The 12,941-nt window shown below is 45.4% G+C and carries 10 protein-coding genes; 9 read left to right on the forward strand and 1 reads right to left on the reverse strand.

Annotated features, from left to right (window positions below; all coding sequences use genetic code 11):
* Nucleotides 1-54: 54 nt before the first annotated feature.
* The 8 genes from PL85_RS11270 (at nt 55) to PL85_RS11305 (ending at nt 10,726) form a co-directional block, all read left to right on the forward strand.
* A complete protein-coding gene (locus tag PL85_RS11270; RefSeq protein WP_115340005.1) occupies nt 55-1,293 on the forward strand; it encodes a carbohydrate porin in 1,239 nt (412 codons plus the stop codon).
* 337 nt (nt 1,294-1,630) lie between these two features.
* Nucleotides 1,631-2,638 carry a LacI family DNA-binding transcriptional regulator gene (locus PL85_RS11275; RefSeq protein ID WP_017050242.1) on the forward strand — a complete coding sequence of 336 codons (1,008 nt, stop codon included), beginning with the start codon at nt 1,631-1,633 and terminating at the stop codon, nt 2,636-2,638.
* A gap of 30 nt (nt 2,639-2,668) precedes the next feature.
* Nucleotides 2,669-3,916, forward strand: coding sequence for an extracellular solute-binding protein (locus PL85_RS11280; protein ID WP_064626495.1), 1,248 nt, complete (start codon nt 2,669-2,671; stop codon nt 3,914-3,916).
* 94 nt (nt 3,917-4,010) lie between these two features.
* Nucleotides 4,011-4,997, forward strand: a complete 987-nt coding sequence (locus PL85_RS11285) for a carbohydrate ABC transporter permease (protein WP_064626494.1) — start codon at nt 4,011-4,013, stop codon at nt 4,995-4,997.
* A gap of 4 nt (nt 4,998-5,001) precedes the next feature.
* Nucleotides 5,002-5,868, forward strand: coding sequence for a carbohydrate ABC transporter permease (locus tag PL85_RS11290; RefSeq protein WP_017044900.1), 867 nt, complete (start codon nt 5,002-5,004; stop codon nt 5,866-5,868).
* Nucleotides 5,869-5,948: 80 nt separating this feature from the next.
* Complete coding sequence (locus PL85_RS11295; protein ID WP_115340006.1) at nt 5,949-7,049, forward strand: ABC transporter ATP-binding protein; 1,101 nt, start codon at nt 5,949-5,951, stop codon at nt 7,047-7,049.
* Entirely contained in the window at nt 7,049-9,649 is a 2,601-nt protein-coding gene (locus tag PL85_RS11300; RefSeq protein WP_115340007.1) for a glycoside hydrolase family 3 protein, read from the forward strand. Before PL85_RS11295 ends, PL85_RS11300 begins: the two co-directional genes overlap by 1 nt.
* A 63-nt stretch (nt 9,650-9,712) precedes the next feature.
* Nucleotides 9,713-10,726, forward strand: coding sequence for a LacI family DNA-binding transcriptional regulator (locus tag PL85_RS11305; RefSeq protein WP_026027775.1), 1,014 nt, complete (start codon nt 9,713-9,715; stop codon nt 10,724-10,726).
* Between the two features lie 40 nt (nt 10,727-10,766).
* On the opposite strand, the gene PL85_RS11310 is transcribed toward PL85_RS11305, so the two are convergent.
* Nucleotides 10,767-11,891 carry a VarG family subclass B1-like metallo-beta-lactamase gene (locus tag PL85_RS11310; RefSeq protein WP_115340008.1) on the reverse strand — a complete coding sequence of 375 codons (1,125 nt, stop codon included), beginning with the start codon at nt 11,889-11,891 and terminating at the stop codon, nt 10,767-10,769.
* A gap of 111 nt (nt 11,892-12,002) precedes the next feature.
* On the opposite strand from PL85_RS11310, the gene PL85_RS11315 reads away from it, so the two are divergent.
* The gene (locus tag PL85_RS11315) at nt 12,003-12,935 is read left to right on the forward strand and encodes a LysR family transcriptional regulator (protein ID WP_115340009.1); all 933 of its coding nucleotides are present in this window, start codon (nt 12,003-12,005) and stop codon (nt 12,933-12,935) included.
* Nucleotides 12,936-12,941 lie beyond the last annotated feature (6 nt).

The following is a 12,941-nucleotide window of genomic DNA, read 5'->3' on the forward strand; positions in this document are numbered from 1 at the left end:
TTTTTTAAACTGACCACAGAACAAAAACAAACCAAGTGATTAATAGGACTTAACATGAAAAATTATAAGCTTCTACCTCTATCCCTAGCTGTGGCTGCCGTACTCTCTTCTGCTCCTTCTTTTGCCAACGATCCAATGCCAAATCCTGAGGTGTTGGATAAAGAACAACAACCGCTGGTGCTGACGCCGGATATGAAAGTTCCCGCGGGTATCGTATTTTCTGGTTATGCTCGTTATGGCGCAGCCTACCAAAATGGCGATGTCAAACTGGTTGAAACCAATGGCCGTTTAAACGGTAACTCAACAGGCCGTTTAGGTAACGAAGGTAACGGTGGTGAGTTCCAATTTGGTAAAGGATTCGTCAGTGACAGCGGTGCTATTTGGGATGTGGTGGTGATGTTCAACCATTGGGGTGATGAGGTGGGTGTGCCTAAAGCTTACGCTGGCGGAACCAACATTTTTGAAAGCCAACCTGAACTTTATGTATGGGCTGGTCGAGACTTTCACCAACGTATTTCAACGAATTTGAACGACTATTTTTGGATGACGCATGATGGGCAAGGTGGTGGTTTCTACAACCTTAATCTAGGAGGCATTAAATTCGACGCCAGTGTCGTCAGTGCAACGGGGGCTTCTCCTAGCGATCATCCAGATGGTAATTACGCATTGACCACCAAAATCCACGGCATTCAATTTTCTGATACAACCAATCTCAGCATTTATGCTAACTACGGCTTTGATGACAATTCGGATCCAACGGCCAAAAAACTCAACGCGTTTCAAGTGGCGGGTGAATTGAAGTTTGGGGATGACCGTTTGGTGGTGCGTTATGCTGATAACGCCAAAGACAGTGTTTTTTGGAAAACGGAGAATCAATCAGCGTTGTTGGTGAGCTTTGATGGGAGTAAGGCGCTGGGAGACAATACGGCGATCGAATACCTAGCGGCTTATCAAGCCTACGAAGATGGCGCATATAAACAGTATGACCGTACTAACTACAACGTGTTGGTTCGCCCGATGTATTTTTGGGATGAGACCAACTCAACGTGGTTAGAAGCTGGCTATGATGTTGTAGATTTTGACAACATCGACGCCACCAACTCTTCTTGGAAAGTGACACTATCGCAGAACATTTCGTTTGGTAAAGGTGCAGGCGCTCGACCAATGCTCCGTTTCTATGCCACTTTGGGTGATGCCGATAACGAAACTGTGATCGACAAAGACGGCCTATTTAAAGCCGCAAGTAACCCAGATACGGTAACGATTGGCGCGATGTGGGAAGCGTGGTGGTAACCCCATATTTGATCATTAACTGTCCATTCTTTTTTCACGGCTCGCTCGATGCCTGCCGTGGTTTTTAACCTCCAGCGATACACTTACGCTTTCGGGTCACATTAGTGGCCCTTTTTTATTTACGGTAATCGGCCATCATCTTTTTCTCTCTTCCGATTGCCATGAAACAGTTTCATGGCTGCCTGGGAAACTGCTGTGGCTTTCAATGTTTAGATAATAGTCATTTGTGTGCCTAGTTCGATGTGATTTCTCTCACGCTAAAGCGAGGGGATATCTTGAATACTAGCTCATGAAAGCGGTTTCTTGTTGGTTTTGTCAGTAATGTTGTGAGGCGAGAGTGGCGACAATTAAAGATGTGTCTGATCATGCAGGTGTATCGCAAGCGACGGTGTCGCGGGTGATTAATGGAACTAGCCGTGTTAGCCACGATAAAAAACTCAGAGTCGAAAAGGCGATTAAAGATCTTGGTTACCGCCCCAATTCTATTGCTCAAGCACTGGCCTCAAGCCGTACGGGGAGCATCGGCATCATAGTGCCGGAATTAGGGGGCCCTTTTTATTCAAGCATTTTGCACAACATTGAAGAGCAATTGCGTAAGTTTGGCTACCACGTCGTCGTGACGGCAGGCTCGAACACAGAGCAAGGACAAAAAGAGTCGGTGCAATTTCTGCTAGGTCGCCGAGTCGATGCATTAATTCTCCATACTCAACATCTAACCGATGACTACTTGATTGAATTGGATCAACAAGGGGTTCATTTGGTGCTAGTGAACCGTTTTATTCCTGAAATGGCCAGCAGTTGTATTGACATTGATAACGAGATAGGTGGCTTTTTGGCGACACAGTATTTACTCAGTCAGGGTCATCAACGAATTGCTTGCATTACTGGGCCATTGGATAAATCTGATGCGCGAGGCCGTTTGCAAGGCTACCGAAAAGCGTTGGAAGAGGCTGGGCTTGACTATGAAGAAGCGCTCGTGTCTGAAGCTGGTTTTACCGAAGAATCCGGCGTCAAAGCGATGCGCAAATTACTGATGCGTCACTGTGAATTTAGCGCTGTATTTGCTTCAAACGATCATATGGCATTTGGTGCATTTGAAGAGTTGCGCCGTGTCGGGTTGCAAATACCACAACACATATCCTTGGTTGGATTTGACGACATTTTATTCGCGCGTTACCTCACCCCAGCGTTAACGACCGTGAATTTCCCTCTTGAACAGATGAGCTTAGAAGCGGTTCAGCTCGTTATTCAAAAGCTGCACAAAAACAAACGCGACGTGAACTTCAAATTATCCCCTTCGTTGGTGATACGAGACTCCGTCAAAAATTTACTCAACACCCTATAAACCTAACAATAAAGATATTAAGGATGAATCATGAAATTTAAGACCTTAGTGCTATCAAGCGCCGTGGCTTTAGGATTTTCTTCGCTTACATATGCTGCCGACCACACCATCCGTTTAGACGGTTTCCCCGACTTTGATAGCAGTTTGAAAGTCTTATTGCCGGACTTTGAACAAAAGAGTGGTATCAAGGTTGACTATTTAATGAATAACCACGGCGACCACCACACCAAGCTGACGACGAACCTCGCCACAGGATCCGGAGCGGGGGATGTGATTGTGGTTGATGTAGAGAAAATTGGTCCCTTTGTTGCCTCCGGTGGCTTAGTCAATTTGTCGGAAAAATATGGCGCGGACAAATTCCAAGACCGTTTCGCACCTTATGCTTGGGCACAAGGTAAGGGTGGTGATGGCCATATGTACGGCATTCCTGTCGACCTTGGCCCAGGCGTGATGTACTACCGAACCGATGTGTTTGAAAAGGCGGGGATTGACATCAATCAAGCGATAAAAGATTGGGACTCCTACATCAAAGCCGGTGAAATATTGAAGAAACAAAACGTACAGCTGATTGCATCCGCCGCTGATGTAGCACAAGCGATCATTTTTACCACGGTTCCTGACGGCGAAGGATTGTATTTTGATAGTAAGGGAAATTCAGTCGTCACTTCCGAACGTTTTGTACATGCATTTGAAGTGGCAAAAACGATTCGTGAAAAAGGGCTAGATGGCCGAATTTTGGCATGGTCTAACGAATGGTATGAAGGTTTCCGTAACGGTACTTTTGCCACTCAGCTTTCTGGTGCGTGGTTACTCGGACATCTGAAAAACTGGATTGCGCCAGATACAGCCGGCAAATGGGCCGTATCAAACCTTCCTGATGGTATTTACGGCAGTTGGGGCGGTTCATTTCTCTCAATCCCTACTCAATCAAAACATCAAGATGACGCGTGGAAGCTGATTGAGTACATGACAACCAACCGTGATGTGCAGCTTAAAGCGTTCGAAACGATTGCCGCGTTCCCCTCTAATGTCACGACTTACGATGACCCAATGTTCAAGGAAGAAATTGAATTTCTAGGTGGCCAAAAAGCGCGGTTGTTGTTTGCGAATGTGGCAAAAAACATCAAACCAGTCGCGCCTGCGAAAGGCGACCATGTGGCTCGTTCTATCATCTTAGAAAATGCACTGATGGAAGTGTTGGATGAAGGCAAAGACATCAAAGCCGCACTGAAAGATGCAGAACGTTTAATTCAGCGTCGTACCCGCAATATGCAATAGCACTTTCATCATTAAAAAGAACCGCCAGCGGTGCTGGTGGTTCACTAAGCGTAAGTTATAGAAGGCATGATGTTATGCCTAAGAGGTCGTTATTATGAATCACGTTACGAGCAACGCTGTGCAAGCGCCATCGGGTCGACGTTTTTTTTCTCACCTGAGTTTGAAAGCGCTTACACCGTACGGGTTTCTATTGCCGTTTTTGATTATTTTTTCTGTTTTTGGAGTTTTTCCTCTCCTGTTTTCTGTCTATCTCTCTTTTCATGCGTGGAACCCAGTCGAAGGGGTTGCCGCCATGAATTATGTGGGATTTGATAACTACCAAGTTGCATTGACCGACCCTTGGTTGTGGCGTTCATTAAGCAATACATTGTGGTTGGCGATAACCTCGGGCGTCGCTCAACATTTAGTGGCTATTCCAGTGGCCTATATTTTGGTTTCATTGGGCGATCGGCTGCGTCATTGGCTGACATCCGCTTATTTTTTGCCATTCATTACCTCAACGGTGGCGGCGTCGCTCATCTTCTTCAATATGTATTCACCCAATTCGGGCATCATCAACCAAAGCTTAACGGTTTTAGCTGATAGCAGTGTCTTTGGCTGGGCATTTTCTTGGCTTAATGACTATCAACCTATCCGTTGGTTAGATGATGCCAACATGATCAAACCCTCGATTGCCATCATGGTTTTTTGGAAATACACCGGTTTTAACATCGTGTTGTACACCACAGGTTTAATGACCATTCCCAAAGAAATTTTAGAAGCCGCGCGGATGGATGGCGCTAACGCTTTTCGCCGTTTTTGGAATATCTCACTGCCGATGATTCGCCCTTTCGTTTTCTTTGCCGTCACCATGACCATCATTGGCAACTTACAACTGTTTGAAGAACCGTTTGTATTAACGCGCGGCACCGGAGGCGTAGGCCAAGCAGGCTTAACCATCTCAATGTATCTCTACAAAGTGGGTTGGGAGTGGCTAGAGATGGGCACGGCATCCGCTATTTCTTGGCTGCTGTTTGCGCTGATTGCAACTTGTACTGCGATTCAGTTTTTCTTGTTTGGTAAAAAAGGGTTAGGGGAGTAATAGCATGTCAATCCACGCTTTAAAACTCAGTGATCGCAGCATTGAACTCATCACTAAAGTAATGATGGCGCTACTGGCGGTTGTATTGATTGTCTCGGCGTTGATCACAGTTTTCCCATTTTTGTGGTCGGCGCTGCTATCAACGCGCGATCGTACGGAAATCTTCGGTTCAGGCATCAGCTTTGCCATTGGAGATAGTTTGGCCATTAACTATGCAAAGCTGTTGCAGATTATGCCGTTTTGGCAGGCGATGTTTAACTCTATCTACATTGCCTTTTTAGGCACCACTATCTCACTGTTGTTTTGCAGTATGGGCGGTTACGCGTTTGCTGTGTTTCAGTTCAAAGGTAAGAACGCGCTATTTGGCATGTTGGTGGCTTCCATGATGATCCCACCCGTCTTGAGCTTGATCCCCTATTTTATGATCGTGAAATTTCTGGGTTTGATGGATAACCACATGGCAGTTTGGCTGCCGTTTACCACTACTCCGTTCGGGATTTTTCTAATGCGCCAACACGTGATGGCCTCTATTCCTAAAGAGTTATTAGAAGCGGCCAAACTCGATGGCGCGGGAGAGTTTCGTACTTACTGGAGCGTTGTTTTGCCGTTGATGAAACCAGCGTTGGCAACACTGGCGATTGTACAGTTTGTCTTTTTCTGGAACAGCTTTATGAATCCGTTAGTGGTGCTCACATCGCCAGAAAACTACGTCATTACTCAGGCGTTACGTAGCGTGCAAGGCATTCCAAATACGCCTTGGGGTGCGGTGATGCTTGGCACCACCATTTCTATATTGCCGCTGGTGACTATCTATCTCTTTGCGTCCAAACAGATGATAAGCGGCTTAACATCCGGTGCAGTAAAAGGCTGATTAGCCTTCAATCCCTCATTTTAGTTACTCATGCTGGCGTGGTTTTGTTGAAAGAAGGCGCAGTGTGAAGGAGAAAAATTATGGCAAAAGTTGAATTTAAGAATATTAAGAAGTCGTTTGGTCATGTGGATGTTGTTAGGCATTTTGATTTCACGGTGAATGATGGTGAGTTTGTGGTATTTCTTGGCCCATCGGGTTGCGGAAAATCAACCACATTACGCATGTTGGCGGGGCTGGAGTCGATTACTGCCGGTGATATTTACGTTGGTGACAAGTGGATGAATAACGTAGATGCCAAAGATAGAGACTTAGCGATGGTGTTCCAAAGTTATGCGCTTTACCCACATATGAGCGTGTATGAAAACATCGCGTTCGCATTGAAGTTAAAAGGCATGCCAAAAACTGAAATCGATAAGGAAGTGCGTAAAGCGGCAAAAATGTTAGAGCTTGATCCGCTCCTTGATCGTAAGCCTAAAGAGTTATCTGGCGGTCAACGCCAACGCGTGGCGATGGGGCGTGCCATGGTGCGTACGCCAAAAGTGTTCTTGTTTGATGAGCCACTTTCTAACTTAGATGCCAAACTTCGTGGTGTGATGCGCGAAGAGATCAAGCAGTTACATCGTCAGCTTAAAACCACCACTATTTATGTTACGCATGATCAAATTGAGGCCATGACGCTCGCTGATCGCATTGTGATCCTCAAAGATGGCTATGTTGCGCAAGTCGGTACGCCAACAGAGGTGTTTCAACGCCCGGCGAACAAATTTGTGGCGCAGTTTATTGGTAACCCTTCGATGAACATGCTTGATGCACAACTTATCCAGCAAGATGGCGAATGGCTTATCCAACTGGGTGACATCTTTATCCCGCTTCCCGAGCGATTTAAAGCGCATGCGTCTAAAAACCTCGCATTGCATGTCGGTATTCGCCCCACCGATATTCACTTACGCGCAGAACAAGTTAACCATGAACGCGTCTTGCCAATTGCCGTCACGCTCAAAGATAAAGAGTTGCTCGGTGCGAGTATTTTGTTGAAAACCCATGTTGCAGGCCAGCCTTTGATGGTGGAAACCCAAGCGGCAGAGGTAGAGGTAGAGGTGACGAAGGTTACACTCTATCTCGACCTAGATGCGATTCATATTTTTGATGCGCTGAGTGAAAACTCATTGGCCAGTTTTTAATGGTGAACAAGACGATGACAATAATAAAGCAAGCCCCTTATTTCGACGTTTGGCCCAAAATAGAATCAGCAATCAAAGCTGACCCTGAAATTGAACAGCAAGTAGCAAGAATCGTCGGGTTGATGACCTTAGAAGAAAAAATTGGCCAGATTATCCAACCAGAAATCCGCGATATTACGCCGCAAGAAATCATCGATTATAAGATTGGTACGGTACTCAATGGTGGTGGCTCTTGGCCAAACAGCAATAAACATGCACCAGCCAGTGAATGGGTAGCGAAAGCAGATGAATACTGGTTTGCCGCAGAAAAAGCTTATCAAGGTCGCCCATTTCATATTCCGTTTATGTGGGGGACTGACGCAGTACACGGCCACAATAACGTCTTTGGCGCAACCGTATTTCCGCACAATATTGGGTTGGGGTGCGCGCGCAATCCTGCCTTAATTCGCAAAATTGGCCGTATTACCGCGCTGGAAATCGCCGCGACGGGTATTGATTGGACCTTTGCACCAACCGTGGCCACCCCTCGTGATTTGCGTTGGGGGCGCTGTTATGAAGGTTACTCTGAAGACCCTGAAGTGACTTATGTTTATGCCAGCGAAATGGTCGCAGGTTTGCAAGGTGACGCCATTGACTTACAAGGTGAGCATCATGTGATCTCAAACGTCAAACATTGGGTGGGCGATGGCGGCACAGTGAATGGTGTTGATCGTGGCAGCAATACTTACAGTGAAGATCTGCTGCGTAACGTGCATGCCATGGGCTATTTCAGTGGCCTTAATGCCGGTGCGCAAGTGGTGATGTCTTCATTTAATTCGTGGGATAACCAAGCGAACTACGATCACGCGCCGCACATTTCAGGTGATTACAACCTCAAAATTCATGGCAGTAAGTATCTACTCACTGATGTTTTGAAAGATCAAATGGGCTTTGATGGATTAGTTGTAACCGATTGGCATGGTCATTCTGAAGTCAGTAAATGTACCGATGGTAATGCGACTTACGCTATCAATGCGGGTAACGATATTTTAATGATCCCTATTCGTGAGCATTGGCAATCAGCCTATCGTCAAGCGGTGAGCGATGCCAAAAGTGGAGTACTGAGCCAGAGCCGAATTGATGATGCTGTGACGCGTATTTTACGGGTGAAAATGCGCGCGGGTTTATGGAAAAAACCACATCCTTCAGCGCGAGCTTTGGCTGGTCAGCAGTCTTTGATTGGTTGCTCTGAACATCGTGCTATCGCTCGCCAAGCCGTTCAGCAATCGATGGTACTGTTGAAAAATAACAAGGGTATTTTACCGCTCAAACGTGGGTGCAAGGTTGTTTTAACGGGCAGCGGTGCCAATGATTTGCAAAAGCAAGCGGGCGGGTGGAACCTCACTTGGCAAGGGGATGAAAATAACTTAGCCGATTTCCCCGGATCCACCACAGTGAAAATGGCGTTAGAAGCCGAATTGGGCATAGATAATGTTTGCTACGATCCAGAATTAACAGGTGATTGGCAAGCGGGTGATATTGCGGTTGTGGTGTTTGGTGAAGATCCTTATTCTGAAATGATGGGTGATATCAAAGCGTGGCAATCTTTGGAGTTTTCAACCTTGAAACGTCGCTACCGAGCAGACAGCGAAAAAATCAAAGCATTTCATAAGCGCGGCGTAAAAGTGGTATCGATTTTCTTTAGCGGTCGTCCACTGTTTGTCAATGAAGAAATATCCTTGTCTGATGCTTTTGTTGCGGCATTTTTACCCGGCAGCGAAGGATGTGGCATTACTGATGTTTTAGTGGCTAAAGAGAATGGTGAAGTTAATATCGACTTCTCTGGTACCTTGTCATTCAGCTGGCCCAATAAAAAGCGCAGCACCTGTGTGAACCGTATTCCTCCTCATATTCCCAATTATGTCGTGCCTGAATGTGAGCAGTCTCCTGTTGGGGAACATGCTCCTTTATTTGAATACGGTTATGGGCTTAATTACGCTGAAAAAAAACAAACTCGAGATTTGGATAACCTTGATTTAGATATCGACTCAGAAGAAGCAAAATGGCAAGCAACACGTGCAGAGCATCTGTATGGCATTATGGCGACGATAGGCGATTATCAACTTAAAGTGTCGGATGCTGAACATTGGATGGGCGTGGATGTCTCACGCAACAACGTGATGAAACTCGGTGCTGTCCGAACTAAGCCGTATAACTACCAGCAGCAGCAAGATGCCGTTGAGGTAGACATTCTGGGGGGGGGAGCAATGGTTTATGCGCAAACGGGGCTAGGGCAAGCGGAAGATTTCAGCCATTACGATAATGCGCATGGTGTGGTCAGTTTTGAGATTAAAGTGCTCAGAGCGGCAACAGAACCTGTTTATTTGTCACTGCAACGCGCCGTTGTTCCTGGGTGTTTGGGGGATATTGATAACGTGGTTAAAGTGGACGTCAGCCACTACTTTTCCACCATCAATGATAGCTTTACGCGCGTGAACATTGCTTGTTCACATTTCTCTGAGCAGGGATTAAGTTTTACTCATCTCGACACGCCCTTCTCATTATTTACTAATGGTGAGTGTCAATTTGTGATCGCCAATATATGTTGGGATACACAGTAAAAAGAAACGATAGACTCCTTCTCCGTGTGGAGAAGGAGTGCTTCTAAAGGGCCAAACATCGCCATGAGAAAATCAAAGAAAGCACCCACTGTTTATGATGTCGCTAAGCTTGCCGAAGTTTCGGCAAGCACTGTCTCTCGTTTTTTGAATCGCACAACTTACGTATCGGATGAAAAAAGCCAAAATATTGAACGTGCAATTAAAACCCTTGGCTACAAACCTAGTTACCCAACCAGTCATCTAGGCAATAAGCGTTCGATGACTATTGGTGTATTAGTGCAGCACGCAGAGAGCCCTCACACCAGTCGAATTCTGAATGACATGGAGAAGGTATTAATGACCCAAGGGTATTCACTGGTGATTGCCACAGGTCAGTGGCAGAAAAACTTGGAAGCACATGCACTGGAGTATCTTGCTAGAAGCAATGTTGATGGAATGATCATAGTGACAGGCAGTTTAAAAAGCGATCAAATCCTCAAATATGCTCAATCGATTCCCATCATTGCTGTCGGCCACCAAATTGTTAGTAATAATGTACGTTGCATTAATGTGGACAATGTACTCGGTGGTTATATTGCCACCTTGCACCTATTGCAATTAGGGCACGTGAACATTGCTCATATAAAAGGGCTCGCTAATCAGCCTGATTCAACCGCCCGTTTCACTGGCTACCAAAAAGCGCTTCGTGAAGCGGGAATTAAGCCTATGCCTAAACTCATTAAACAAGGTGACTTTAGCTCTGAATGTGGGTATGAAAAGACGGTTGAACTGTTGCAGTCGAAAGTCCATTTCTCGGCTATTTTTGCTGCTAATGATCAAACGGCTTATGGTGCCATTAAGGCGTTAACTGACCACGGAGTGCGAGTGCCAGATGATGTTTCAGTGATTGGTTTTGATGACTTACCTGTCTCTCAGTATTTCACTCCGGCCCTGACGACATTGCGCCAACCAATTGAAGAGATCGGTGCGGTGTGTGCGCATTCCATTCTCAACTTGCTCAGTGGTGAGAGGCACGATGCTAGGTTACCCCCTATCGATTTAATTGTGCGAGAGTCCACAAAGTCTATCTACCGTTAATAAAAAGCCCTCGTTAGAGGGCTGTTTTATCCGAGTGAAATTAGTGATCGATCATATCAGCCAAAATCATGGCTGCGTGGGTTTCCACCACACCTGAATCGAAACCGTACATGTGGCTATACTTGTTCGCCATTGCGGTATGTACATTGTTAGTGATCTCATCTTGCCAGCGTTTGAACCAAACGAAGTGGTTTCCGTCACTTAAAACTGGAGTGTAGGGCGCGACTTCTAGCTGCTTGCCCACTTCAGTTCTGATGTCCGCAATATATTCCAGCAGATCTTTCACATCCTGTTTTGAACCGATATTGCCATGGCCGCCGTTAATAAAGTCCCACTGTTTGCTGAGTGGTGTGCTCAGAAGGCTTTGTAGATCCTCTTCGTAACCGTGGAAATGTTCTGCTCCCGCGAAATTATAAAACGGCAGTTGATCAGGGTTAATCATGTCTGCAAAATGCAGCACACGATCACTTGGGATGAGAATCATCGTGTTATCCGGTGTATGGCCAGAGCCTTCTGGTGCCATCATCTTTAGCTTCATTGAGCCAAATTTGACCGTTTGAGGTTTTTTTAAATCGTACACCTCATTTGGCGCTGGAACTTTAGGCGTTTTCACACCGTTTTCGCCCACTTCAGCGTGGTGGTTGATCTTGTCTGCAACGGTTTGACTAGCAATAACACGGACATTATCCACCTTTGGATAATTTTTCTTAATCAAGTCAACCAGTTGGTTACCACCACCTACATGATCTAGGTGGTAGTGCGAATACATAATGGTAGTAATTGGTTTATTGGTGATGGATTTAACTCCTTTAAAAAGAGCATCAATGCGGCCATCGCCTAGCGGATCAATCAACAATACTGAGTCTTCATTAACTACAACCGTAGCGTTGTAATAATTAACCCCGATCCAATAGGTATTTTTGCCCAATTTTTGAACGGTGGCTTTACTCTCATCAAATTGGCGCTCATACAGGTTATTGATTTTCTGTCCCAGTTTCAGAGACTGAGTGGCAGAGGGCTCAACTACGATTTTTGCTGTGTCTTGAACGGTTTCACCAGGAAAAAAAATCGCATGTTGGTTGTCGTGGTCATGGCCTTTCGCATTTACATTAAAAGTAAACAGTGCAGCAGCAATAGGGGCTAAAGCTAGGGTGGATAGTTTCATTTTTATCTCCTCAATCAGGTGAGGAGAAGATAAATTAAAAACAAACATATCAAAAATGCATGCTTGTTATAGTATATAGATCATTTACGCACGAAATTATTAGGTGATGGTATGGTCGCCCCAGAAATCAATTTGCGCAGCATTGACTTAAATTTATTGACGATTTTAGAAAAGCTATTAATTCATAAGCATATTAGTCAGGCCGCTCAAGTATTAAACATGAGTCAGCCAGCAGTCAGTCGAGCTCTGATGCGCTTGCGTGAACAATTTGGTGATCCATTGCTGGTGAAGGTGAAAAATGAGTACCGTTTGACTGTAAAAGGTGAGCGCCTTTATAGCGAATTGGAAATATCACTCAATACCATTCGTCATATGTTGGTAGATGACGAGTTTGACCCCCAACAATACTCAGGCGTGTTCACTATAGGGGCGTTGGATTTCGAAATGATGATGATTGTGCCGAAATTGTTGGCGCGTTTTCAACAGCGTGCTCCAAACTTGAAATTACAAATTGTGTCTTACAACTCGTTTATGCCGCTGCATGATTACTTGGAAAAGGTGGCGGATTTATTACTGTATTCCACCGATGAGTCACCCACTAACGTGTTTAAACAGCGTTTATTTAATGATAACTATGCCGTAGTGATGTGTTGCCAGCATAAATGGGCTCATCAGCCTATGACGTTAGAGCGCTATTGCCAGAGCCGACATCTAATCATCTCCGGTAATGGCTTGGGCAAAACGGATATGGATCATGAGCTGAAAAGACTGGGTTATCAGCGCGAAGTGGTGGCATCTTTGCCACATTTTTCGATGGTGCCGGAGTTATTGATTAACACTGATCTGATTGCCACTTTACCAAGACGTCTGGTCTCTCACCTAGGTAGACGTTATGACATCACGGTGGCCGATTTACCGTTTTACACTGCCGACTTTCGAGTTGAACAATTTTGGCATCTCATTCATCACAATAGCCCAATCCACCAGTGGGTGAGGCAGGAAATAAAAAATATGGTGGATGAAGAAATCGGGGAATCGGTGTGAGGCGAC

The organism is Vibrio anguillarum (assembly GCF_001989995.2).
Classification (GTDB): domain Bacteria; phylum Pseudomonadota; class Gammaproteobacteria; order Enterobacterales; family Vibrionaceae; genus Vibrio; species Vibrio anguillarum.

What these genes read in the sequence shown, in the direction of transcription:
- PL85_RS11270 (WP_115340005.1), top strand. Translation starts at nt 55, where the DNA reads ATGAAAAATTATAAGCTTCTACCTCTATCCCTAGCTGTGGCTGCCGTA.
- PL85_RS11280 (WP_064626495.1), top strand. Translation starts at nt 2,669, where the DNA reads ATGAAATTTAAGACCTTAGTGCTATCAAGCGCCGTGGCTTTAGGATTT.
- PL85_RS11285 (WP_064626494.1), top strand. Translation starts at nt 4,011, where the DNA reads ATGAATCACGTTACGAGCAACGCTGTGCAAGCGCCATCGGGTCGACGT.
- PL85_RS11290 (WP_017044900.1), top strand. Translation starts at nt 5,002, where the DNA reads ATGTCAATCCACGCTTTAAAACTCAGTGATCGCAGCATTGAACTCATC.
- PL85_RS11295 (WP_115340006.1), top strand. Translation starts at nt 5,949, where the DNA reads ATGGCAAAAGTTGAATTTAAGAATATTAAGAAGTCGTTTGGTCATGTG.
- PL85_RS11300 (WP_115340007.1), top strand. Translation starts at nt 7,049, where the DNA reads ATGGTGAACAAGACGATGACAATAATAAAGCAAGCCCCTTATTTCGAC.
- PL85_RS11305 (WP_026027775.1), top strand. Translation starts at nt 9,713, where the DNA reads ATGAGAAAATCAAAGAAAGCACCCACTGTTTATGATGTCGCTAAGCTT.
- PL85_RS11310 (WP_115340008.1), bottom strand. Translation starts at nt 11,891, where the DNA reads ATGAAACTATCCACCCTAGCTTTAGCCCCTATTGCTGCTGCACTGTTT.
- PL85_RS11315 (WP_115340009.1), top strand. Translation starts at nt 12,003, where the DNA reads ATGGTCGCCCCAGAAATCAATTTGCGCAGCATTGACTTAAATTTATTG.